Genomic DNA, 25,697 nt, shown 5'->3' with positions numbered 1-25,697 from the left:
CCGTGACAAGGAGCACTTTAACCTCTTTTCAAAGGTGTTTCGTCTTTTTTCAGACGTTTTTTACTAGCTTTTTAATCAAAGTAATCTGGCCAAGGTGATAGTAACTGTGCTCAATCATTCCTTCAATATTTCTTTGATAGGTTCCGTATTTTTCATCTACAAATACCTCATCAAGTTTGGAATCCGGCATCTGTTCCAATAAGGAGGCAAATTTCTCAGAATCCACCCAAAGCTTATTCCGCAGGTCATCCCATTGTATCTGGGAATCTATGGCAGGAAGATCAAAACTGAACTTATCTTTTATTTCAAGTTCTCCACCTTCAAAGACATGCACAATTCCTGCAATATAATAGTCGATGTGGAAAGTGAGCATCGCAATTGTATTTAAAGAATCAATCTTTGTCACAGCCTGCTGCCAGGTCACATCTGAAAGCTGATCTTTAAAATTAGTATTGGCAATCCACAGCCCATCAAGCAACACTTCCCTGAATCTTTTTGATAATTGTGAAGCTGAATTCATAGATAAGTTTTTTATTGTTTCAAGATACACATTCTGAACCGTTTTCTCCTTGTCATGGTTTTACCCTTGCTAAGAAGAAAAAAAAGTCTCAGATGTAAATTCATCTGAGACTTATATTTTCAATGGAAAGTAAAACTATTTCTTTACAGAAACTTCTTTCTTTCCGCATCTTAATATCTTTTCAAGAATTCTTAACGTAATAAGATAGGTAGGTTTCACCCCTGTTAATCCTAAACCTCCCGAAGAAAGAGTACTTCCTGTTTCCAATGGATTATCCGAAGCGTAATAAGCATACATGACAAACAAATCCGGTGAAATATGGTGTCTGATTTTAGAAGCAACCTGAATAGCCTTCTGGTAGTGAGCTCCTTCCATTTCGAGACCAATGGCCTTCCATGATGTGTTCATGAAGTAAGATAAAATATCTCTGTTTTGCAGTGAAGTTCCCAGCACCGTAATCATAGGTCCTTCAAAAGCTTTTAGCTCATCATCCTGGAAATCGTCAAGTTGTAATGCATTTTCAAACGGATAGTTATCAGCTGTACCTTCAAAGATATGAGAGGTTGGAATCATAATATCTCCTTTTTCTCCGGTGAGAATTCCTGCTTTTCCCATGATTGAAACAGACTTTACTTTCATCATATAGACTTCGCCTTTATGCTCAAAAGGTCTTAGAAGTTCGTCCATTACCTCAAAAGCCTGCTCACCGAAAGCATAATCAAATACCAGCAGCACATCATCACCTCCAAATTTAGCATCAGCAAACGGAGTATTCTTCAAATCGGTTTTGCTGAGATCAATGATCTGAACATCAATATTACTTCCACTCTTATCAGCAATATGGATCATTCCTTCATCCAACGCATATTTTAATACCTTGTCACGAAGTTCTTTTTTGTTCGAAATCTCTTCATACAATTTATAGTCAACTTCATGATGCTGTTTCTTTTTAAGAGCATTATTAGCATACAGCATATTTTTCACAGAATGCATATTGGCAGAGATAATATGCAAAGGACGCATATGAAGGTCATTTTCGAATAAAACCTCCTTCACTTTATGTGCCCATTTTTCACCAAAATAGTGATGCCCTACTCTTTCTTTTAATATAGCACTGAAATAAATTTCTCTTTCTCTTGACCCTTTGGCATCATCAAGGCTTACTTTTCCTAAGTTATAGATGATTTTAAACAGACGGTCAGGATTATGATCATCTCCAAAAGTATTATAAGCCCTTAATGTTTCATCAAAAGATCTTCCGATTAAAGATGAAAGATGGATAAGTGCCACTTCTTTTTCTCTTCTACTGAATTTTTCTCACCTTTCACCACTTCTTCAATAATTTTGAAAGCACGTGTCGGTTTCCAGTTTTCATCCTGAATGAAAGCCAGATTACGGATTTTATCCGCTTCTATAAATAAAAAGGTAAGGTGGGTAAGAATGTCATAAATCTCCGAACGGCCCAAAAGAACTTCAATATTCATCTGGTGCTCGTCTATTCTATAACAGTTTCTTCTTCTTTTTTTCGGAACAATAGGTTCGAAACTTCCTTTATCAAACCCTTCATCAGATGTAAGATGAATAAAAGCACATTCCTCAATCCCTTCCGGAAGCCTGTCTAAAACATACATCAACCCGTCAAGTTCCAATTTATTCGGAATATTCATGGTTCCGTAAATTTCCGGATTGATGGTTTTTAACAAACTTCTGATACTTTCTCCTGAAACACCCCCCGGCTTGAAAAATCCTCTATAAAATAAATGTCTCATAGAGATGTATAGTCTTTCAATAGCCTCTGTTGTTTCTCTTGCTCTAGAATTTGTCATAAAATAAATTTCACACAAATATACAAAATCTTTGCCCATTTTATTTTAACTATCTTTTAATAAGTAGCTTAATCGCACAGGATTCCGGCAATCAATAACAAAAAATGTATTTGCGTTCGATGACCCCCGCCAAATTGCTGCTACATATTCATATTTTAGAATTAATTCACAAAATACCCCTGTTAAAAAAAGACCAAACAATTGTTTAAATTATATAAATTTTCATAACACCCCTAAATTTTTTAGGGTCAAAATGATTTCGATTCATTTTTTTTGTAAATTTGCCCTATCAAAATAAACCCAATATGTCAACCTTAAGATTCAAAGCATTAGAAACACTACCATTTAAGGATTTCAGAAAAGACAACTCTGTTGAGGTCCCTGCAAAATTATCAGAACTATTCTGTACGAATGTTTTCTCAGAAGAAACCATGAGAGAATATTTAACGAAGGAAGCATTTGGCTCCATCATGGATGCCATTAAAAAAGGAACTAAAATCCAGAGACACATTGCAGACCAGGTAGCTGTAGCAATGAAAGACTGGGCAATGAGCAAAGGGGTAACCCACTATACTCACTGGTTTCAGCCTTTGACAGGAACGACAGCAGAAAAACACGATTCTTTTTCACTCCTATTGAAGGGGGAAGAGCGATTGAAAGATTCAGCGGAAATATGCTGATCCAACAAGAGCCGGATGCCTCTTCTTTCCCGAACGGAGGAATCAGAAATACTTTTGAAGCAAGAGGATACACAGCATGGGATCCTACATCTCCGGCTTTTATCATGGGAACTACATTATGTATTCCATCGATCTTTATTTCTTATACGGGAGAAACTCTTGACTACAAAGCTCCTTTATTAAGAGCTTTGAATGCAGTAGATGAAGCTGCAACAAGTGTAATGCAGTATTTTGATAAAAATGTAACAAAAGTAACTCCTACTTTAGGTTGGGAGCAAGAATACTTCCTGGTTGATTCCGCGTTATACCAATCACGTCCGGACCTTGTATTAACGGGTAAAACTTTGCTGGGACATTCTCCTGCAAAAGGACAGCAGTTGGATGACCACTACTTCGGATCCATTCCTACAAGGGTCATGAACTTCATGAAAGAACTGGAGATCGAATGTATGAAATTGGGTATCCCTGCAACGACAAGACATAACGAGGTTGCTCCAAATCAGTTTGAGTTGGCACCGATGTTTGAGGAAGTAAACGTTGCTGTAGACCACAACTCTTTATTGATGGATATCATGGCAAGAGTAGCTCACAAGCACCACTTCCATATCTTATTCCACGAAAAGCCATTTGCAGGAGTAAACGGAAGCGGAAAGCACAACAACTGGTCTCTAGCTACCGATACCGGAGAAAACTTATTAAGTCCCGGAAAAAATCCAAAGAAAAACTTACAGTTCTTAACATTCTTCGTGAATACAATTAAGGCTGTACATGAATATGCTGACCTTTTAAGAGCAAGTATTGCATCTGCAAGCAACGACCACAGATTGGGAGCTAACGAAGCACCACCCGCAATTATTTCTGTGTTTATCGGAAGCCAGTTATTCAGTGTTTTGGAAGAGCTTGAAAAAGTAACCAACGGGAAATTATCTCCGGAAGAAAAAACAGAATTAAAATTAAACGTTGTTGGAAAAATCCCGGAAATCTTACTAGATAATACGGATAGAAACAGAACTTCTCCATTTGCGTTTACAGGAAATAAATTTGAGATCAGAGCGGTAGGATCTTCTGCAAACTGTGCAGAATCTATGACGGTAATGAATACAATTGCTGCAAAACAGCTGAACGACTTTAAAAAAGAAGTAGATGCTCTTATCGAAGGAGGATTGAAGAAAGACGAAGCAATCTTTAACGTCTTGAGAGAATACATCAAGCAGTCTAAGAGCATTATGTTTGAAGGAGACGGATATTCTGATGACTGGGCAAAAGAGGCTAAGAAAAGAGGATTGAACAACCTTAAAACAACTCCGGAAGCTCTTAAACAGGAAATGGATAAAAAATTCCTGGATCTTTATGAAGAGATGGGAATTTTCAACCACAGAGAAGTTGAAGCAAGAAACGAAATCAAATTAGAAAAATACTCTACGGTTATTGATATTGAAGCAAGAGTTTTAAGCGACATTGCAAGAAATCATATTATTCCTTCAGCTTTAAATTATCAGAACAGGTTAATTGAAAACGTAAAAGGTCTTAAGGAAATCTTTGGAGATAAAGAATTCAAGCCTTTGGCAAAAGAACAAATGAGTTTGATTACCGACATTTCTGAAAATGTGTCTAAAATTAAATTAGGTGTTGAAGGCCTTATCAAAGCCAGAGAAGCTGCAAGAGGTGTATCAGACAGTCAAAAGCAGGCAGAAGACTATTGTAACAAAGTAAAACCATTATTCGACGGGATCAGAGAAGCTTCTGATGCATTGGAAATGATGGTGGATGATGAACTTTGGCCAATGACAAAATACAGAGAAATGTTGTTCACCAAATAACATCTGTATAGTTCCATATTAGTTTAAATTCCCCGGTTTTTTGCCGGGGAATTTTTTATATCTGTCCATTTAGCAAGAAGAATTTTTGTTAATGATTATGGTCTTCGTCCATATCATATCCATAAAGAAGACTTATCATTTCGGAATGGATGTAAAACAACCGTTAAAAGCCCACCAACAACCAGTTTATCAGGCATTTGTTTTATTTTTTTAACACCCTTGAAAATTAGAGTTTTACATTTGAAATCATGATTTATAGAAGAAAATCGATAGATTTTGTTAAAGAATCTTAATAAAAAAAAACCGCAGACTTGCCAAAAAATGGCTGTTGCGGTTTATTTTTCTTTAACATACGTAAATAATATGTTAAAATGTGTTAAAATAAGATCCTGACAATAATCATATCAGGGGTCTTTTAATCGGAATCTCTACTTTTGTAATGCTTTTGAAAATAAATATTCCTTTTAACACGGATAATCAAATATATATGAAGAAAAGAGTTTTGTTTTATTTAGTTGCTATAGTTACTACCGTATCAATGCAATCGTGTGCTACCAATTATGTAGTTTCAAAACCAGCAACTTACACTAAAGAATACAAAACAGATGCCAAACTAGCTTCTATAGATAACAAAAAAATGGAGCAGGATAAGCAGAGACTTATCGACTCTTTCCTTGCTGAAAAAGCGGCATCTATAGCTAATGCTAAAAAAGCAATTAAGAATTCTGAGATTGCCAAAGCAATCAAACATAATAAAACGATTGACGGTATCCTTACTGAAGCTGAAACATACCTTGGAACTCCTTACAGATACGGAGGAACAACAAGAAACGGTATAGATTGTTCAGCTTTTGTTCTTTCTGTATTCGGGGCTGCTGCGGGGCTTAGCTTACCAAGAGTAGCTGCTTCTCAGGCTCAGGAAGGAGAAAGAATTGAAAAAGGAAGCCTACAGAAAGGAGATTTGATCTTCTTTTCTCATGGAAGAAGAATTTCTCACGTAGGTATTGTAGAAAGTGTTACTGAAGAGGGTGAGGTTAAATTTATCCACGCAGCGACATCAAAAGGAGTAATGATCTCTTCACTGAATGACTCTTATTGGGGACCTAAATACAGATTCGCCAAAAGAGTGATCAACGAAGACGGAGAAGCTTACAACAACTTAGCAGCGATCACTCCAGCTACACCAGCAAATTTTTAATTTTATAAATAATTGATTTAAATAATGAAGCCATCAGTTTTGATGGCTTTTTTATTTTCATATATCGAGCGAAAACCAAAACAGTTTATATTCCGGAATGTAAAGACAGAATTTTTTAGATAAAAATACGTATTAAAAGAATATAGGTTTTATAACCACATAGACACATAGGCTTATATTCTATCGGTCTATGTGGTAAAAAATAAACCAGCTTATTTTCGTTTTTGTAAAACTGCACCCTGTATTTCAAGCTTGATGTCTTGATGACTTCTAATCTCTGTCGATCTCTATATCGATTTTATATAGCAGGCCATGCACTTCAGAAAGGGAAAATTTAGCCTTTTTAAGCCTATTTAAGACAGGATCAATGCAATAATTGAATGAAGTCCTGAAATCTGTCTTTTCAAGGCCAGTATTGTCAAAAACAGCCCCCGAAAAATCACATCCGCTGAAAACTGAATTTGACAGGTCACATTCTGTGAAGTCCACCTCAATCAATTTAGAGTTTGTGAAAACAGTTTTCTTAATAGATGTTTGATAAAATACAGAGTTATTGAGCAAACATCCGTCAAACTTAAAGGATAGGCCAAAGCCATTACAATCATTAAACTGAAGGCCAAACATTTTACATTCTTTAAAAAACACATCTCTAAAGGCTGCATTAATAAGTTTTGCCATGCTGAGGTTGCATCCGATGAATTCACAGTCTATAAAACTGAAGCCCGAAAGGTTTCCATATTCAAAATTACAGTTTTTGAAAGTGCAGTTTTCATACTCGCCTTTTTGTAAAGGATATCTTTCAAAATCTGTATTTCCATAGTTCTGATCTAAAATATATACCTCTTTCATTGAATAGTGTTATTTGCTGAAATAACCTTATTTCCATTAATATTTTACATTAAAAATAAACCGGATGATTTTCGACTCTGTAATGTTCTTTCCGCTATAAATTACACCAAGCTATTTTTATCCGAATAATTAAGCTTAAAGAAAATAAAAGTCATCATCGAGAAGGCAAGCAGTGAGCTTCCTCCATAACTAAAATACGGCAAAGGAATCCCTACCGTTGGGAAAAGTCCCATGACCATCCCAAGGTTGATAGAAAAGTGCATCAATAGAATCGAGGCAAAACAATAGCCAAATACACGGTTAAAAGTAGATTTCTGCTGCTCAGCCAAGTAATAGATTCTTCCGATATATACCATATAGGCCAAGACCAAAAGAGCACTTCCTGCAAATCCCCATTCTTCACCTACCGCACAGAAAATGTAGTCAGTCTGCTGCTCAGGAACAAACTTACCCTGAGTAACGGAACCTTCACGGTATCCTTTTCCCCAAAGACCACCTGATCCGATAGCTGTTTTAGAATATAATAAATTGTACCCTGAAGTATCTCTAAAGGCTTTTTCACCTTTATAAAGAACTTCAATTCTCTCTCTCTGGTGCTTGGGAAGTTTCTCCAAAATGTAAGGAGAAGCAAATGCGAGCCCACACAATATAAGAATAGAGCCGGAAATTCCGGAAATAGAAATGACATCCCAGGACATTCTGTGGTAATTCATGGCAATCAAAACACCGGCAATTAATACCACAGCACCGGCAACATATACCGGAGGAATTGCAAGTGAAATAAGAAATACTGCGGCAAAAATAAAACCTAACCCGAATAAAAAACCACTTAACCCTTCTCTGTACAGGGCGATAAAAAATGCAATAAATACAAGCATCGACCCTACATCAGGAATAGCAAGAACGACTACTGCCGGAATGCCGATGATGGCAAGAGCAGTCAGCAGAGATTTTCTGTTTTTCAGATTAAAATCAGGTCCTGAAACGTAATTGGCGAGCATTAATGCGGTTCCTATTTTTGCAAATTCCACGGGCTGCATGGTAAAGCTTCCGAATTTATACCAGTTTTTTTGGCCGAGAATTTCTTTTCCGAAAGGAAAAAGTCCAATCAACAGCAGTACACCACCAATATAGATGATCCCTGACATATTTTCGAAGAATTTACTTCTTCCTAAAAAGATCACCAATCCTACAATGAGAGAGATACAAAAGAACATGAATTGCTTTTCTCCCAATTTCTGGTCAACACTGTAAATATTTGCAATCGCGAAAATGCAAAGCAGGAAGTACAGCCCAAGGCCCAGTTTATCTATTCCTTCTGTCCATTTCATCGCTTTACAGGTTTTTTAGCAGTGTTAGTATTTTTAGTTCCTTCTTCTAATTTCTTTTGGAGTTTAGCTTTTTCTTGCTTTACGCGATCAAGACTATCTTTTATTCTTTTTTGTTTAATTGAATCAGGTTTTGGATCCTTGTAGAGTCCCTTACGCTTCAAGTCAGCAATCCATTGCCGTTTGTATTCAGGCATAAAGCTTGAAGTGATCATTTTTTTATACAGGTTTTCTCTTTTCAGATCACCGGTAATATATTTTTCGGCAATCACTGTACATGCCGGGCCGGCCCATGTAGCTCCGAATCCTGCGTGTTCCATCACTGCAACCACAACAATTTTGGGTTTATCAGCCGGAGCGATTAACACAAAAATAGAATTATCCTTTCCTTGCGGCACCTGTGCTGTACCGGTTTTTGCTAATTGGGTAAAATCATTGGATTTCAATCCTCTTGCTGTTCCTCTCAACACCACGGCCTCCATTCCCTTTAAAACAGGTTCAAAATGTTTGGGATCAACGAGAGTTTTATGTTTAACCTTAAATCTTGGATCCGGATTGGGTTTCCCATCGATTCCTTTTACGATATGAGGCGTATAATACCATCCTTTATTAGCAATAGCAGCCACATAATTGGCCAATTGAATAGGAGTTACCAAAACATCTCCCTGCCCCATTCCGTTATAAATAGCTCCGGTTGACATTTCATCCCAATTCTTAAAATCTGTTCTTTGAGAACCACTTGCCTTCATGATGGCTTTAAACCTTTTTTCGTAAAAATCTCCTGAAGGAATTCTTCCCTTAGCACCTACTGCGAAATCGTTATTTAAGAATTCCCCTACTCCAAAGCTGCTCATGATTTTCTTCCATTCATCAACCCCTTTTGAAGGATTGCCTGGATATTTTTTAATGATGGCAATAAATGCATATGTAAAGAAGCAGTTACTGGAAACCTGAATGGAAGGGATAAGCGGATCAGCACCACCATGCCCTTTAATTCTTTTTCCTTTGTAAAAAAATCCTCCGCCACAAGGGAAAACTGTCTTTTCATCCATCACCCCCATTTGCATAGCGGCTAAAGCAGTCAACAATTTGAAGGTTGATCCCGGAGGATATCCTGCCTGTAAGGAACGATCAAAAGTCGGTTTATTTTCGTAAAGCGTATCTTTTGAAAGCGCATATAGGTTTTTGGATTTATTAGGACCGGTAAAAAGGTTCGGGTCAATATCCGGACCTGTAGCAGCAACCAGCACTTCCCCGTTATTAGGGTCAATCGCTACGATTGCACCATGTTTGTTGACAAGCATTTCTTCAGCAGTTCTCTGAAGATCATAATCAATAGTTAATGTAATATCTTTACCGGTAATGACATCCTTATCCAGAGATCCGTTTTTATAAGATCCGATATTTCGGAGCTTGATATCTTTTTGGATATACTTCATTCCTTTTACCCCACGAAGTTCTTTTTCGTAAGATTTCTCTATTCCGGTTTTCCCGATAAAGTCTCCGGGCAGATAGTACAAAGAATCTTTTTTGATCTCTCTTTCGTTGACCTCGCTGGTGTATCCTAGAAGGTTTCCGGAAGTAGAAACTTCATATTGGCGCTGAGGTCTTTGGACAATGTTAAAAGCAGGATATTTGAAAATAATCTCCTGTACCCTGGCAATATCTTCTCTGCTGAGATCCTTTAAAAAAGTCATGGGAGTCAGCTTAGAATAATATTTTTCTTTTTTAATGACGTTGATCTTGTTAATAAAATCCGATTTACTGATTTTCATTAAGCTGCAAAAGCCAAGAGTATCAAAGTCCGGTTTCATTAAAGCCTGGGTAAAAGAAATTTCATAGGCTGGCTGATTTCCTACCATGATCTTCCCATTCCTGTCAAAAATAACTCCACGCTGAGGAATTACATACTCAATTTTAATGGAAGTATTGGCTGCATTCAGTGCATAACGATCTGTAAACAATTGTAAATACGAAAGCCTCGCTATAAAAATAAGGGCGATAACAACAAGTACGGAAAAGATTTTTAAATAACGTGTGTTCAAACTTTTTGTTTGATTTTAAATATTAATGCGTAAATGACAATAAATATAAATGAAATTACACTAGTCACCAACACATTAAATAATATTTCAAAAAATCTGCTCAACTTAAAGAATTCGATATATTGTACTAAAAGCTGGTGCAGAAAAATACTTGAAAATAAAAACAGCAAAAACTGCGCCCATTGAAGGGACTGAAAGGAAAAGAAATCTGTTGAGGTATCGGTAGACGTCCTGAATATCAATGTTCTGAAATAAGCAATTAACGTGGTGGCAAATGCATTAATACCCCAGGAATAAAGGAATCCGTCGATAGATAATCCTATCAGGAAACTTAAAGCCAGAAACTGGAATTTATTTCTGAAAAATGGATAGAACATAACGAAGACAGGATACAATACCGGGGTATATTTTCCAAAAAGAGTAATCCTGTTCAATACAAATATTTGTAATGCAACAAGAAATATCATAATCAATATATCGGTAAATAAAGTCCTGCTAATCATTTTCTTTTTTTATTACAGTCTGTAGTGTATCCTGAATCTTTTGCACTTCTGCTTTTTTAAGGTTCTTCACTACAAATACTTTACTCAACGCCCCCATTTTCTCACTCAGTTCCACTGAGATATCCCAGAAACCGGTTTTGTTATCTACAGAATATCCGGCCACAGTACCAATCATCACCCCTTTAGGGAAGATGGCTGATTTTCCGTCGGTTATTACGCTGTCTCCTACTTTTAAAGCAACATATTTTGGAATATCTGCAAGATGCATCACCCTGGAGTTATCTCCGTTCCATGTTAATGTTCCAAAGTATCCTGAGTTTTTAAGTGCAGCATTAATCCTGATTTTGTTTACACTCAATACAGACTGAACTAGTGCGTAGCTGTCTGTAGAATTAATGACAATTCCCGCAATACCTCTTGGTGCCATTACTCCCATTTGCGGGAAGACGCCATCTCTACGGCCGCGGTTTATTGTAAAATAATTGTTTCTCCTGTTGATACTGTTGAAAACAATTTCTCCGTCAACAAAAGTATAAATCTGACCGCCTCCTATGGTATCATGAACTTTTCTGAAGGCAGGGTTTTTGGCCCCTTCCTTCCCGTAAAGCTGAGTCATAAGGGCTTTATTCTGAATAACAAGATCTTCATTGATCTGTTTTAGCTTCAGATAAGAAACTCCTTCATCGATGTATCCCGAAATCCAGGAATTCAGCGCAGCAGTTTGCCCTGCGATCCATGATCTCTGCATCGCATTTCTGGAGAATATCAGAACCAAAGCAATAATTTGCAGGAATATAAAGAAGACGAAAAGAGTGTTCTTCGAAAATAATCTCAGCAAAAATCCCATTCAGATATATAGTCGTAAAAAGTTAGAATTATTTAATTAAGAAATTGAATTTATCCATATTCTTAAGGGCAATACCTGTTCCGCGAACAACAGCTCTCAATGGATCTTCAGCAACAAATACAGGAAGTCCTGTTTTCTTGTGAATTCTGTCTGCAAGACCTCTTAATAACGCACCACCTCCGGCAAGATAAATACCTGTTTTATAAATATCGGCAGCCAATTCCGGTGGAGTAAGAGAAAGGGTTTCCATTACAGCGTCTTCAATTCTGATAATAGATTTGTCTAATGCACGTGCAATCTCTTTGTATCCAACCATAATTTCTTTTGGCTTACCTGTGATAAGGTCTCTCCCTTGTACAGGGATATCCTCGATATCTACATCAAGATCTTCAACAGCAGAACCTACTTCAATTTTAATTCTTTCAGCAGTTCTTTCTCCGATGTAAAGGTTATGGTGAGTTCTTAAGTAATAAGCAATATCATTGGTAAATACATCGCCTGCAATTTTCACAGATTTATCACATACGATACCACCCAAAGCTACTACAGCAATTTCCGTAGTACCTCCGCCTATATCAATGATCATGTTTCCTTCAGGCTTCTGGACGTCGATACCAACTCCTATTGCAGCTGCCATTGGTTCATAAATCAACCTTACTTCTTTGGCGTTGACTTTCTGGGCAGAATCTCTTACCGCTCTTTTTTCAACTTCAGTGATGCCAGAAGGAATACAGATTACAATTCGTAATGCAGGTTGAATGAATTTACCTTTGATCCCCGGAATTTTTTTGATAAATTCCTTAATCATGTGTTCAGAAGCGTGGAAATCAGCAATAACACCGTCTTTCAAAGGACGAATGGTTTTGATATCCTCATGAGTTTTCCCTTGCATATGCTTAGCCTGCTCACCTACAGCAATGGGCTTACCCGACGAACGTTCAATTGCAACAATTGAAGGTTGATCAATAACAATTTTATTATTATGGATGATAAGGGTATTAGCTGTTCCCAGGTCTATCGCAATTTCTTGCGTAAACATATCAAATAAACTCATATTTTTCTTCTGATTTTAAGTTTACAAAGATATAAATTTAACACTACTAAAGAAATTTCGCAACAACTTAATTTGGTTAAAATTTTATTAAAATTTATAATTCTTTATTAACTTTTAGTTTAGACATTTACAGAGTTTGAGTTCAACTAAAATTAACGGCGTGTCTGAAGAGCAAAAACAGATAAATCTTCAAAGACCAAAGCTGTGAAGGCAGCTGAAGCTGTACAAATTTAAACCAGGTGTTGATTTGAAAGGTAAAAGGCTGTAGTTTTTAGTCATTCACGCTTACCTTTCTGTCGTAATCTTATAGTTTTTTACGATAATTATCATATACACTATCAGAAGGTCATTAATTAAAAAAAGCGTAAATTTGCGACTGCTTATGTTACAGTACTCCAACATCCATCAAACATCGAATTTTGCTGTGCTTTCCATCAGCTATGAGAAAGCCGATGTAGAAACGAGAGGAAAGTTTGCATTTTTTGACGAAAACATCAAAAATTTTGTTTCCCGGGTCCATGAAGAAGATCTTGGAGATGCCTTTGTGGTTTCCACATGTAACAGGACTGAAATTTATACTACCACTTCCAATTATCTGCTGATTGCAGAAGAATACTGCAAAACAATCGGGGTACACCTTACGGATTTTCTTCAGTTTGCCAATATTCTTACCAAAGAGGAGGCCTTAATCCATCTTTTCAGGGTGGCAGCCGGTCTTGAAAGTCAGATTATCGGAGATTTTGAAATTATCGGTCAGATCAAAAAAAGCCTACAATCGTTTTAAGAAAGAAAGACAAAATTCTAATCCATATCTTGAAAGAGCGATCAACGCTGCAATTCAGATTTCAAAAAGGATAAAGAATGAAACCGGTATTTCAAATGGTGCTGCTTCCGTTTCATATGCTGCCGTTCATTATATTTTAAATAGCCAGAAGAGAATTGCTGAAAAAAACATTCTTCTTTTAGGAGTGGGTGAAATCGGGCAGAATACTGTCGAAAATCTGGTAAAGCATGTCTTCCAGCCTAAAATTAAAATTGCCAACAGAACTCAGGAAAAAGCAGAAAAGATTTCCCAGAAGTATAATATTCCTCATGTTGATTATTCTGATTTTGACAAGGAATTAAAGAATACAGATATTCTTATTGTTGCAACAGGAGCAAAACACCCTATTGTCAACCAGTCTCATTTCCCGAACGGAAAAGAAACCTTAGTAATAGATCTTTCAATTCCTCATAATGTTGAAAAAAATGTTACTGAAAACGAAAATGTAACCCTGATTGACGTTGATGAGCTTTCAAAACAGATCCAGGAGACGATCCAGCAACGCGAGCGGGAAATCCCAAAAGCGGAAAAGATCATCAAGGAACTGATGAAAGATTTCATTGAATGGGAAAAAAGAGAAAGCTTGCACCAAACATTCATCATTTCAAAGCCGTTTTAAAAAATATGGAACGTAATGAAATGCATAATTTTTATAAAAAGAATAAATATATAAACATCACGGATATGGAACTTTCCGATAAAATGATCCAGAAAATCACCAACCGTTTTGCAAAATATATTATTGACAACCCTTTAAAAGCCGAAGAAATTAGTAAATTAATGCACGAAATATTAGTTGAACAACCAAACAACGAATTCAATGAAAAGCATTAGAATTGGAACCAGAAATTCCGCACTTGCACTTTGGCAGGCTAGAGAGGTTGCGAGGCACCTTCAGAACAACAATTATTTAACGGAGATTGTTCCTATCGTTTCTTCCGGCGATAAGAACCTCAATCAACCTTTATACTCTTTAGGAATTACCGGAGTATTTACAAGGGATCTCGATATCGCATTATTAAATGACGAGATCGATATTGCTGTGCACTCATTAAAGGACGTTCCCACTCAATTACCTCAGAATATTGAGATGATCGCCTATCTTGAAAGAGATTTCCCTCAGGATATCCTGATCAGAAAAGAATCTGCAAGAAATAAAGAATTCCACGAACTAAAACTGGCGACAAGCAGCTTAAGGAGGAGAGCATTTTGGTTAAGAAATTATCCTAATGCAGAGTTTTCAGACATTCGTGGAAACATTCAGACAAGGCTTCAAAAACTGGAAGACGAAAATTTTGATGCCACCATTTTATCATTGGCAGGCATCAAAAGAATGAAGATGGAAATTGATTATGAAATGCTTCCATTAATGATTTCGGCTCCATCGCAAGGTGTTATTGCCGTTGCCGGACATACCGACAAACCGGAGATCAATGAAATCCTGAAGCAAATCAATCACCAGCCGACACAAATCTGTGTGGAGATTGAAAGAAATTTCCTGAGCACTTTGGAAGGTGGCTGTACTGCTCCGATCGGAGCTTTTGCAGAAATCATTGCGGATCAGATACGCTTTAAAGCGGCACTATGCTCATTAGACGGCAAAAATTGCATTGCCATCGATGAAAATTTTGAGTATGGTACTGATGAGAATTTTGGCGAAAAATACGCAAAAGTAGTTCTTGAAAACGGCGGAAAAGAATTGATGGCAGAAATCAAAAGCCAGATCTAGGACTATTTTACTTTCAATAGTCCGGATTTTACTATCAGTTTCCAATAATTTCCTTTTTTTCCAGTTGTAAATGTAAAGGCATGAAAATCTTATTTACCAAAAATATAGACCAATCTATTATATCCAAAGAATTAGGAGAGGATATTCTGGTTGACTGTACCGAGGTAATCAAGACCAGGCCTATTACGATCAATCCTTTTGATCTGAAAAACTATTCCCTTATTTTCACAAGTGTAAATGGTGTCACTTCTTTTTTAAAAACCTGTTTAAGCCCAATGAAGATTTTACGGCCAAAAACTACAATAAAATTTATTGTGTAGGTGAGAAGACCAAAAGGGAATTACGAAAACATGGTTTCGGAACGTTTAAGGTACTGAAGAATGCAGATGCTCTTTCCCGATTTATTATCGGAAACTGCCAGCATGAGCAGTTCCTTCACTTCTGTGGCAATCTGGCGATCAATGTCCTGGATAACGAACTTCCCCTACAGAATATCAAGTATAAAAAGATTACCGTTTATAATACCGAGGAAATCAATCCTTTAATACCTGAAAAATATCATGCTGCAGTCTTTTTTAGTCCAAGCGGAGTTCGTAGTTTTGCAAGGCGAAATTCTCTGGAAGGCATGACGTTATTTTCAATAGGTGAAACCACTTCCGGTGAGTTGAGAAATTATACTCAGGAAAAAATTTTTTACTTCCGAAGAAAATACCCTTACCTCTATCTTTGAACTGATAAGAAAGGAGCTTGGAAGTAAAATTTAAATATTGTCTACCGAACCTGAACGGTAGTATTAGTTTAAATAGATTATGATTAAAAACGACCTATATTTAAAAGCACTTCGCGGAGAAACCGTTGAAAGACCTCCTGTCTGGATGATGAGGCAGGCTGGAAGATATCTGCCGGAATTCATTGCTCTCAGAGACAAATACGATTTCTTTACAAGATGTCAGACGCCTGAACTTGCCGCTGAAATTACTTTACAGCCGATACGCAGATTTCCTCTGGATGCCGCGATTCTGTTTTCTGATATCCTGGTAGTTCCTCAGGCAATGGGGATCGATTTCAAAATGAAGGAATCCGTAGGCCCATGGCTGGATACTCCGATCAGGACAATGGAACAGGTCCAGAATATTGTAACTCCGGATGTAAATGACACCTTAGGATACGTTTTTGATGCTATTGAACTTACTCTTCAGAAACTTGACAATGAGATCCCATTGATCGGTTTTGCCGGTTCTCCATGGACGATTCTTTGTTATTGTGTAGAAGGAAAAGGGAGCAAGGCATTTGATATTGCCAAGTCTTTCTGTTTCCAACAGCCAGAGGCTGCTCATTTATTATTACAAAAGATTACAGATACTACGATTGCTTATTTAAAGAGAAAAGTAGAGAAGGGAGTTTCTGCTGTACAGGTATTCGATTCGTGGGGAGGAATGCTTTCTCCGACTGATTATCAGGAATTCTCATGGCAATACATCAATCAGATCGTAGAAGCCCTGAGCCCGCTTACTCACGTTGTTGTATTCGGGAAAGGATGCTGGTTTGCTTTAGAAGATATGACCATGTCTAAAGCTTCTGCTCTTGGGGTAGACTGGACTATTAAGCCGGAATTCGCAAGAACTCTGACCAACCACACAATGACTCTGCAAGGCAACTTTGATCCTGCAAGACTACATTCAACCCCTGAAACCATCAGGAAAATGGTGAATGAAATGATCAACCGTTTCGGAAAAGACAGATATATCGCCAACCTTGGCCATGGAATTTTACCTAATGTACCGGTTGAAAATGCAGAAGCTTTCATCAGAGCTGTAGTAGACTGGAAGCCTAACCTGTAAGATAATTACTTTTTACAAATTAATAGTAAAACCCTGTCATTTTTGTGGCGGGGTTTTTAATTTATAATCAGGTATTTATTTTGGATAATCATATTATTATGAATGCTTTGTCAACATTATATTTATCTTTGATTATTAATACCTTAAATCATTAGTATGAAAAAAATTAAACAAAGACAAAATGAAAAGCATCATGGCAGGAGGAGAAATCTGCCTGGAGTGTGCAATCGGTTATCACCAGGTTATTATCAACGGCAGATGCCTATGCGTTGAAGATTAAAAAAAGCAGCTGAATCAGCTGCTTTTTTATTTTTTATGCTAACATTCGTTGCGCTTTTTTAACCCCTTCGACAAGAAGGTCGATCTCCTCAAAAGTATTATACACTGCAAAACTGGCTCTTACCGTTCCTGCAATATTAAAGAAATCCATAATAGGCTGTGTACAGTGATGCCCTGTTCTTACAGCAATACCCATTTTGTCGAGAATCATACCTACATCGGAAGAAATTCCCACTCCTTCCAGATTAAAAGAAACTACACCGGTTCTTTTTGCTTTTTCACCATATACTTTAAGTCCTTCTATTTCCAAAAGTTGTCTTTGAGCATATTCCAGCAAAGCATTTTCATGATTCTGAATATTCTGGTGCCCTACTTTATTCATAAAATCAACAGCAGCACCCAGGGCAATGTTTCCTCCTACATTTGGTGTTCCAGCTTCATATTTGAAAGGAAGCCCGGCATACGTAGTTCCATCAAAAGAACAGGTAGCAATCATCTCTCCTCCTCCGTGGAATGGCGGCAATGCTTCTAAAATTTCTCTTTTTCCATATAAAACTCCTGTTCCCATCGGAGCATACATTTTATGTCCTGAAAATACAAAGAAATCACAATCCATTTTCTGAACATCAATATTGAAGTGCGGTGCAGATTGCGCCCCATCAATTACAATATAGGCATCTGTATTTTTCTTGTCTTTGCAATAATTTCTTCAACAGGATTTACAATTCCCAAGGCATTGGAGACCTGGTTTACAGAAACCACCTTTGTCTTTTCGCTCAAAAATTCATCAAAATATTGCATCTGAAGAATACCATTTTCATCGATAGGAATAACACGAAGCTTAGCTCCTGTTCTTTCACACAACAACTGCCATGGAACAATATTAGAATGATGCTCCAGATAAGAAATGATAATTTCATCATCTTTTTGCAGTTTCTGAGTTAAAATATAGGCGATGAGGTTCAAACCTTCCGTTGTTCCTTTGGTAAAGATAACTTCAAAGTCATGCTCAGCATTAATGAACTTCTGAATTTTTCTTCTTGAAAGCTCCATTTCTTCTGTAGCCAGCTGGCTCAGTGTATGGATGCCTCTGTGAACATTAGCGTTGAGCTCAGTATAGTATGCGTGACAGACTTCTAAAACCGAATTTGGCTTTTGAGATGTAGCTGCATTATCCAGATAAACCAGGGGTTTACCATTCACTTCTCTGTCCAATATAGAAAACTGGCTTCTTATTTCCTGAATGTCAAACATTTATTTATTTTTTAAATTAAAACGTCCTTATTTAGAACTCTTCAAATTTACGGCTTTTTTTTCCGAAAGGACGCATCAGGTTGTAAGGTGATCGTTATCAGTTGATAGAAAAATTCGATGCTTTAAAGTGAGTAAAGCTTTAGAGAACAAAAAGCAAAAAAAACCTGCCAAAAATTGACAGGTTTTATATTGTTACATAAGCAATGCTTATTCTGCAGATTTTTCTTCTGTTGTTGGAACATCAGGAGATTGAGTTGCAACTTCTTCTGCTTCTTCTTCATCCTCATCATCCATTGCTGCAGCACCACCTTTCATTGCATTTCTAGACATCTTAACAGCAACTACTACTGCGTTGTCCGGGTGCATGAAAGAATATCCTTCTGTTTTGATACCACCGATGTAAAGTTTGTTACCAATTCTTAATGGAGTAACATCTACAACGATTTCGTCAGGAAGGTTAGCAGGGATAGCTTTTACTTTTAGTTTTCTGAAAGACTGACGTAAAACACCACCAGCAACAACACCTTTTGAACGACCTGTAATTCTTACCGGAACTTCCATGATAACTGGCTTATCGTCAGATAACTGGTAGAAGTCTACGTGAAGAATTTTGTCAGTGATTGGGTGAAACTGAATATCCTGAAGAACAGCTGGAATTGTTTTTCCGTCAACTTCAATAGATACCGTGTGTGCTTCAGGAGTGTATACTAATCCTTTGAAAGCTCTCTCTTCAGCAGAGAAGTTTAAAGGTGCTTCACCTCCATAAACAACACAAGGAACTAATTCAGCATCACGTAAAGCTTTTGTAGACTTTTTGCCCACGCTTTCTCTTTTTGTACCTTGAATTGTAATAGATTTCATTTATAAAAAATTTAAAAAATTGTTCTAATTTTAATTTACAAATCGCTTAAAATCAATTAAATAACAAATTTACTACTGATTGATTTATGCTCATGAACCATTGTCATAACGTCTGCAAATAACGGGGCGCAAGATAGCACTTTTATTTTAGATGACAAATTATTTTTAACAGGAATTGAGTCAGTTACAATAACTTCCAGAATTTTTGAATTCTCAATATTCTCGTAAGCCTTTCCTGAAAGCACTCCGTGAGTAGCCATAGCTCTTACGGTTTTAGCACCCTTCTCAATTAAAATATCTGCGGCTTTGCAAAGGGTACCGGCAGTATCAATCATATCATCAATAAGGATAACGTTTTTACCGGTCACATCTCCAATAAGGAACATTTCCTCTACAACGTTTGCCTTTTTTCTTTCTTTGTAAGCAATTACTACTTCTGCGCCAAGGTGACCGGCATAGTTTTTAGCTCTTTTTGCACCTCCCATATCCGGAGAAGCAATCGTAAGATCTTCAAGATTCAGAGATCTGATGTAATCCACAAAAATAGTAGATGCATACAAGTGATCTACAGGAATTTCGAAGAACCCCTGAATCTGATCAGCGTGAAGATCCATAGTCATTATTCTTGTAGCACCCGCTGCTGTAAGAAGGTTGGCAACTAGCTTAGCCCCGATTGGTGCTCTTGGCTTGTCTTTTCTGTCTTGTCTTGCAAGTCCGAAATAAGGAATTACTACTGTAATGCTCTTTGCAGAAGCTCTTTTCGCTGCATCAATCATTAAAAGAAGTTCCAAAAGATTGTCTGCAGGAGGGAACGTGGATCCAATTAGGAAAACTCTTCCTCCTCTTACAGATTCATCTAAAACAGGTTCAAATTCACCATCGCTGAACTCCTGAAAGTTGATTTTTCCTAATTCTTTCCCATAATGCTGGGCAATTTTTTCCGCCAAGTCCCTGCTGGTTCTTGTACAAAATAGATAACTTAACTGATCGGCCATTTTTACTTTTTAAAAGATTTTGCAAATTTAAAAAAAAACCACAAGAATTACTCCTGTGGTTTCTAAGTTTTTATTTTATCAATTATTACGGGAATTTAACTCCTGAATATTTGTTAGCATCTACAAGTGGAAGCGAAGAGCTGTACGTAGCATTTATTGATTTAATAAATTCATTGGCAATCACTCCATATCCTCTACCTGTTAAATGAACTCCATCCAGTGAAAATGCTCCGCCGGATACAAATTTCGCAGTATATCTTACGCCATCCCAAACAATCCCTGAGTTAGTAGCCAGTTCTTTTAATTTTGCATTCGCATCTACAAAAGCATAACCCTGTGATGTAGCAGCAGCCTTAATAGCTACGTTATACGCATCAATTGCCGTATTGATCTCTGTAATTTCAGATGGTACTAGTATATATCTGTCTGCGAATGGATAAGCCACCCCTTTTGCACCAAGAGATGCAGGTATTCCTACTGGAAGTGTCTCTAGTTTTCCGATTTCCGCTTTCGTTGTTAAAGGAACAAGATCGCCTGATTTTGCCTGTCTTGCCTGTCCGTAAGTCGCTCCAAGATAAGCAGCCAGAGCTATTAAAGTAGGATTTCCGGAACCTGCAGCTGCTGCAGTAATTTGTACTTTAAGATCCGGGATACTCTCATCTTTAATCAACAACGGATTAGCGGCAGTCTTCGAAAGAGGCTTAATTCTATCTCCAGCTCCGATTGCGGTCAAAATCTGACTTAACGGTCCGTATAAATTTTTATTCAAATCATCGATTACTGCTTCTCCGGCAGCAACATTCCCTTTCCCAAGAACAGCAGCCGTCAGTGGATTAGTAGGAATCGTTGTCAAAGCAGGAACTGAAGTCACACTCGGAATATTGGCAATCACCCCTTTAGCTTTTGTACCTGCTATCTGTGCAACGAGTGCGTTATAATACTGTGCAAACTGTGCAGGCGGCGTCAGTGTTTCCACTGAAGAATCCGCACCAGCCAAGGCATATAAAAGCGCATCATTATTTCCAATCCACAAGGAGAAGAAGGTAGGATTTTGCTTTTTAAAATCTGCAATAACAGAGGTATTAGGTTCACTGGCAAACCTTACGAAATAAGGATTAGCCGTTTTTGCTGCAACCCCTGAACATTTCCGTATCCGGGAGCAAGCAAATGAGCCACTTTAGCTCCAGGAACGCCCAGATTATTAAACGGCCCTGAAAGCACCGTATTGACAACTGTTGTTGCTACATTACCATTAGCATTATCCAGATCAGGGCTGCCATCAACAAATCCTTTAATATAAAGTTTTGTATTGGCGATCTGTAAAGTTGACGTTGATGAAGTTGCTAAAATCAACCCTCCGTTATTATCTGCCATTAGCGGCTGTTTAAAATCTCCGCCTCCTACTAATTTCATCTGTTGGGCAATCATTGATGGATAAGATTCATTTTGTCCATCTATATATAGAGCCCCATCTCTAAATCCGGAAGTCAAAGAATTTCCTAACGCGACATATTTTGTAAAGTCAGCGCTACCTTTTGACACCTGAATATCTTTTACATCATTATCAAAATCTGTCTTACAGCTTGTAACGGTAAAAAGTAGTGCTGAAACAGCTATTGTTGATATTATAATTTTTTTCATAGTCATTCAAATTAAAAAGGATTATACGATAAACCTAGACCGAAATAGAACGCAGTTGCCTTCGCTTGACCGTAAAATCCAAGGTTAGAATTGTTAACATCTCTGGATTTTGGCATTGCATATCCTCCGGCAATATCAATTCCGAATTGTTTTAACTTAAATCCTACCCCACCGGTAAGAACAAACGTATCAAATGAAGGGGTTTCCGGAATAAAGTTTTCGTTGGTATAAGGAGACTCGTCATAATACCCTCCTAAACGTCCATAAATCATATTGGTAAATGCATATTGTGTACCCAATCTGAATGTTTTTGAATTTCTGAAATTCTTAGGATTCACAAGAATGGTAGGATCTGCCTGGTTTCCGATAGGAGCATTGGCAAAATCCAGCGTCAGCTTGCTGTATCTTTCCCACCCATGGTAGTTAAAGTCTGCAGAAACTAACCATTTCGGAGTGATCTTATAGGTTAAACCGATTGTATATTCTTCAACCAAAGGAAGAGTTGCCGTAAATGCATCTTGTCCTGCAGCATTTAACTTCAATAATGAATAAGGAGACTGTGTCGGGAATTTGAAGGTAGCTGTTCCGTTTTTGGCTTTCATATCAATTGCTGAACGGTAGGCAACACTCACATCTAATTTCGGATCAGGTCTGAAGTAGAAACCGAATCCATAACCGTGCCCGGAAGCTCTCTCATCATTAATATTAACCTGTCCATCGAATTGCGTTACGGCTTTATCCCAATCTACTTTACCTCTCGCATAAATATAACTCGCACCAAATGACAACCAAGGGGCAAGCTTCACAGAAACCATCGGTTGGAAATAGTAACTTTTCAGTTCCAGCTTCTGAACCATTTCTTTGCCTTCCCAGTTTTCAGGCCATTTGATTGTACTTCCAAAAGGTGTTGAAAAACTGAAACCTACAGATAGGTTTTCTATTGGTTTATAAGTAATCGCTGCATAGATAGGCGTTCCCAGAGGGTTATCCGTTTCTGTACTCTGTAAAGTATTTAAGTTTTGAAAAGTAACTTTATTACTTGCACCAAACCCTCCTGCTACTACACTCAGCTTAGAAGGTATAAATGACATACCCGCCGGGTTAAAGAATGTCACACTCGCATCTTCGGCATGAGCACTAGTATGCGCCATGGCCAATTGTTTTACCCCTTGCAAGGAAACTCTGAAGCCTCCGGCATAAGATAGAACGCCCGCCAATAAAGCAGTTGATACTAATATTTTTTTCATAGACTGTTATTATATAACCCAAATATAAAATTATTTTGAATACATCTGTTAATATTTGCCAATATTTTAAACAATATACCAAAAGAAAATTATGTTTAAAATAACACTTAAAGAAAAAAAGTTTACAAAACCATAGATATTAAGCCCTTAAACAGCATCAACAAAAACAATCTATCAGAATGTTTAAGATTAAACAATGGTTTAATTTAACGAAATATAAGTTATAGAAAAGCGAAGGATTACAGACTCCCTATATCAAATGTTAATTTTAGCAAATCTACTTAATAAATTTCCGGAAGACGTTCTACTGATGGTAAAAAAAATGTTAATTTTTTCAACCTCTTATAATTCCTTATACATAGGCTTCCTCTTACTTATTTGTTAAAAGATAATAATGTTTTAGCCTGAATTCAGGTTATTTAATTATTTTAGAATTGCATAAAGATAAAAATACATAAATTTGCAAGATTATAAATAATAGAAATATGAGTTGTGGATGTAAAACATCCGGCGATTCTGCACATTCTTGTGGTCCCAAAAAGACCGCAAATGGCTGTGAAAATGTAAATACCTGCGGGAATAGTTATAAATTAAGTGTTTTTGACTGGCTTTCTAACATCAACAATCCGGCACCTAACAGGTGTGACTTTGTAGAAGTTAGGTTTAAAAATGACAGAAAATCGTTTTATAAGAATGTAAATAATATTCCTTTACATATAGGTAGCGTAGTTACAGTAGAATCAAGTCCGGGACACGATGTAGGCGTAGTAAGCCTTACGGGAGAATTGGTAAAGATTCAGATGAAAAAGAAGAAATTTTCTGAAGAATCAGCCCTTAAAATATACAGACAGGCCAACCAAAAGGATCTTGAGGTATGGCAGGAAGCAAGGAAAAAAGAAGATGGCGTAAAGCTTGAAGCAAGAAAAATTGCTCAAAGACTTGGCCTCGAAATGAAAGTTACCGATGTGGAATACCAAGGCGACTCTTCGAAAGTAACCTTTTACTATACGGCTGAAAACCGTGTAGACTTCAGACAACTGATTAAAGATTACGCAGGAGCCTTCAGGACTAAAATCGATATGAAACAGATCGGTTTCAGACAGGAAGCGGCAAAAGTAGGTGGAATCGGATCCTGTGGCAGAGAACTTTGCTGCTCAACATGGCTTACAGATTTCAGATCTGTAAATACCAATGTAGCGAGATACCAACAGCTGAGCATCAACCCACAAAAGCTTGCGGGACAATGTGGTAAACTTAAATGTTGTCTTAATTATGAGCTGGATAGCTACCTGGATGCGTTAAGCAATTTCCCTTCTTCTTCGACAACGCTCGATACAGAAAAAGGAAAAGCCTTCTGTATTAAAATAGATGTTTTCAAAAAGAAAATGTGGTTTGCATACGTAGACAGCTCTATCGCATGGTATGATTTTGATATCGATCTTGTGAAAAAACTGATTTCAAAAAATAAAAGAGGAGAAAAAACACCTCCTCTGGAAGATTTGAAACAGCCAGAATCGCCATTGCAAAGTATTGACCTGATCCAGGAAAACAATGTAGACCGCTTCGAAAAGAAAAACAGAGGAAACAGAAACCGAAATAACCAGAATAAGCCCCATAATAATCAGGGACAAAATCAGGGGCAAAAGAAAAACAGACCGGACAGGCAAGAAAGACCGGAACGTTCTGAAAAACCTGAGAACCAAAACGCTCATTCAGGAAACCAGCAAAAACAGCAAAAACCCAATCCGCAACAAAAAGCAGCAGTGGTGAAGGTAGAAGCTAACAATGCTGATGGCGAGAAAAAACCTCAAAACAACAATCCGAACAAGAAAAAATTTAAAAAGAAATATCCTCCAAAAAAAGATAACAATGCGTAAAATTTTAGGATTATTTTCCCTTATCCTTTTCTTTAGCTGTACCTCTTCTTCTCCGGGAGAAGCCGTCATTATGAACTCTGTTGACAATAAGTGGAACAAGAAAAGTGAGCAAAAATTTAATCTTGAAATTACAGATCCGCAGAATCCTAAAAATATTATATTTGTCGTAAGAAACAACAACAATTACCCTTACAGCAATATAAGGTTTATTGTAAACTTCACCAATCTGCAAAACAAGAAAAAGGAAACAGACACCCTGAATTATGTTTTGGCAAAACCAAATGGAGAATGGCTTGGTACAGGCTTTGGTGACACAAAAGAAACGTTATTTCAGTACAGATTAAAATACAGGTTTCCGGCAAAAGGGAAATATGAAATCGGCCTGATTCAGGCGATGAGAAATGATAACCTTCCGGGAATTGAGGATATTGGGGTAAAAATAGAAACGGCTAAACCGTAACCATAAATGGAAGAAAACAA

Annotated in this window: 16 protein-coding genes and 6 pseudogenes; 9 read left to right on the top strand and 13 right to left on the bottom strand. The window is 37.2% G+C overall.

Going from position 1 to position 25,697, the window contains the following annotated elements; translation table 11 throughout:
* Nucleotides 1-49: 49 nt before the first annotated feature.
* Both H3Z85_08410 and H3Z85_08405 read right to left on the bottom strand, forming a co-directional pair.
* A complete protein-coding gene (locus H3Z85_08410; protein ID QPQ53345.1) occupies nt 50-520 on the bottom strand; it encodes a DUF1572 domain-containing protein in 471 nt (156 codons plus the stop codon).
* Between the two features lie 135 nt (nt 521-655).
* Nucleotides 656-2,346, bottom strand: a pseudogene (locus tag H3Z85_08405) (hypothetical protein).
* 305 nt (nt 2,347-2,651) lie between these two features.
* Between H3Z85_08405 and H3Z85_08400 the strand changes: the two are divergent.
* Both H3Z85_08400 and H3Z85_08395 read left to right on the top strand, forming a co-directional pair.
* Nucleotides 2,652-4,846: pseudogene (locus H3Z85_08400) on the top strand (glutamine synthetase III).
* A gap of 487 nt (nt 4,847-5,333) precedes the next feature.
* A complete protein-coding gene (locus H3Z85_08395; GenBank protein ID QPQ53344.1) occupies nt 5,334-6,044 on the top strand; it encodes a C40 family peptidase in 711 nt (236 codons plus the stop codon).
* A gap of 270 nt (nt 6,045-6,314) precedes the next feature.
* On the opposite strand, the gene H3Z85_08390 is transcribed toward H3Z85_08395, so the two are convergent.
* From H3Z85_08390 to H3Z85_08365, 6 genes are all read right to left on the bottom strand, one after another.
* Entirely contained in the window at nt 6,315-6,893 is a 579-nt protein-coding gene (locus H3Z85_08390) for a pentapeptide repeat-containing protein (protein ID QPQ53343.1), read from the bottom strand.
* A 101-nt stretch (nt 6,894-6,994) separates the two neighbouring features.
* A complete protein-coding gene (gene rodA, locus H3Z85_08385; GenBank protein QPQ53342.1) occupies nt 6,995-8,224 on the bottom strand; it encodes a rod shape-determining protein RodA in 1,230 nt (409 codons plus the stop codon).
* Nucleotides 8,221-10,266 carry a peptidoglycan glycosyltransferase gene (locus H3Z85_08380; protein ID QPQ53341.1) on the bottom strand — a complete coding sequence of 682 codons (2,046 nt, stop codon included), beginning with the start codon at nt 10,264-10,266 and terminating at the stop codon, nt 8,221-8,223. Before H3Z85_08380 ends, rodA begins: the two co-directional genes overlap by 4 nt.
* A complete protein-coding gene (locus tag H3Z85_08375) occupies nt 10,263-10,769 on the bottom strand; it encodes a rod shape-determining protein MreD (protein QPQ53340.1) in 507 nt (168 codons plus the stop codon). Before H3Z85_08375 ends, H3Z85_08380 begins: the two co-directional genes overlap by 4 nt.
* Complete coding sequence (gene mreC / locus H3Z85_08370) at nt 10,762-11,616, bottom strand: rod shape-determining protein MreC (protein ID QPQ53339.1); 855 nt, start codon at nt 11,614-11,616, stop codon at nt 10,762-10,764. The genes H3Z85_08375 and mreC overlap by 8 nt, the downstream gene beginning before the upstream one ends.
* 28 nt (nt 11,617-11,644) lie before the next feature.
* Nucleotides 11,645-12,670, bottom strand: a complete 1,026-nt coding sequence (locus tag H3Z85_08365; GenBank protein ID QPQ53338.1) for a rod shape-determining protein — start codon at nt 12,668-12,670, stop codon at nt 11,645-11,647.
* Nucleotides 12,671-13,052: 382 nt separating this feature from the next.
* On the opposite strand from H3Z85_08365, the pseudogene hemA reads away from it, so the two are divergent.
* The 5 genes and pseudogenes from hemA (at nt 13,053) to H3Z85_08340 (ending at nt 17,343) form a co-directional block, all read left to right on the top strand.
* A pseudogene (hemA, locus tag H3Z85_08360) lies at nt 13,053-14,327 on the top strand (glutamyl-tRNA reductase).
* A complete protein-coding gene (gene hemC / locus H3Z85_08355; GenBank protein QPQ53337.1) occupies nt 14,314-15,222 on the top strand; it encodes a hydroxymethylbilane synthase in 909 nt (302 codons plus the stop codon). Before hemA ends, hemC begins: the two are co-directional and overlap by 14 nt.
* Nucleotides 15,223-15,302: 80 nt before the next feature.
* Nucleotides 15,303-15,986: pseudogene (locus H3Z85_08350) on the top strand (uroporphyrinogen-III synthase).
* Between the two features lie 45 nt (nt 15,987-16,031).
* On the top strand, nt 16,032-17,063 hold the full coding sequence (gene hemE, locus H3Z85_08345) for a uroporphyrinogen decarboxylase (protein ID QPQ53336.1): 1,032 nt from the start codon (nt 16,032-16,034) through the stop codon (nt 17,061-17,063).
* A gap of 181 nt (nt 17,064-17,244) precedes the next feature.
* Entirely contained in the window at nt 17,245-17,343 is a 99-nt protein-coding gene (locus tag H3Z85_08340) for a GNAT family acetyltransferase (protein ID QPQ53335.1), read from the top strand.
* 33 nt (nt 17,344-17,376) lie between these two features.
* On the opposite strand, the pseudogene H3Z85_08335 reads toward H3Z85_08340, so the two are convergent.
* The 5 genes and pseudogenes from H3Z85_08335 to H3Z85_08315 all read right to left on the bottom strand — a co-directional run bounded on the left by H3Z85_08335 (nt 17,377) and on the right by H3Z85_08315 (nt 23,340).
* Nucleotides 17,377-18,596, bottom strand: a pseudogene (locus tag H3Z85_08335) (cysteine desulfurase).
* Between the two features lie 207 nt (nt 18,597-18,803).
* Nucleotides 18,804-19,457, bottom strand: coding sequence for a 50S ribosomal protein L25/general stress protein Ctc (locus H3Z85_08330; protein QPQ53334.1), 654 nt, complete (start codon nt 19,455-19,457; stop codon nt 18,804-18,806).
* Between the two features lie 56 nt (nt 19,458-19,513).
* Nucleotides 19,514-20,452 carry a ribose-phosphate pyrophosphokinase gene (locus H3Z85_08325; GenBank protein QPQ53333.1) on the bottom strand — a complete coding sequence of 313 codons (939 nt, stop codon included), beginning with the start codon at nt 20,450-20,452 and terminating at the stop codon, nt 19,514-19,516.
* A gap of 85 nt (nt 20,453-20,537) precedes the next feature.
* Nucleotides 20,538-22,093: pseudogene (locus H3Z85_08320) on the bottom strand (G-D-S-L family lipolytic protein).
* A gap of 11 nt (nt 22,094-22,104) precedes the next feature.
* Nucleotides 22,105-23,340 (bottom strand): outer membrane protein transport protein, encoded by a 1,236-nt coding sequence (locus H3Z85_08315; GenBank protein QPQ53332.1) that lies wholly within the window; start codon nt 23,338-23,340, stop codon nt 22,105-22,107.
* 485 nt (nt 23,341-23,825) lie between these two features.
* Between H3Z85_08315 and H3Z85_08310 the strand changes: the two genes are divergently transcribed.
* Nucleotides 23,826-25,217, top strand: a complete 1,392-nt coding sequence (locus H3Z85_08310; protein ID QPQ53331.1) for a hypothetical protein — start codon at nt 23,826-23,828, stop codon at nt 25,215-25,217.
* Entirely contained in the window at nt 25,210-25,677 is a 468-nt protein-coding gene (locus H3Z85_08305) for a gliding motility lipoprotein GldH (protein QPQ53330.1), read from the top strand. Before H3Z85_08310 ends, H3Z85_08305 begins: the two co-directional genes overlap by 8 nt.
* Nucleotides 25,678-25,697 lie beyond the last annotated feature (20 nt).

The organism is Chryseobacterium indologenes, assembly GCA_016025055.1.
GTDB lineage: Bacteria > Bacteroidota > Bacteroidia > Flavobacteriales > Weeksellaceae > Chryseobacterium > Chryseobacterium indologenes.
The sequence above is the reverse complement of the archived record's forward strand: the minus strand, read 5'-3'. Positions and strand labels throughout refer to the sequence as shown.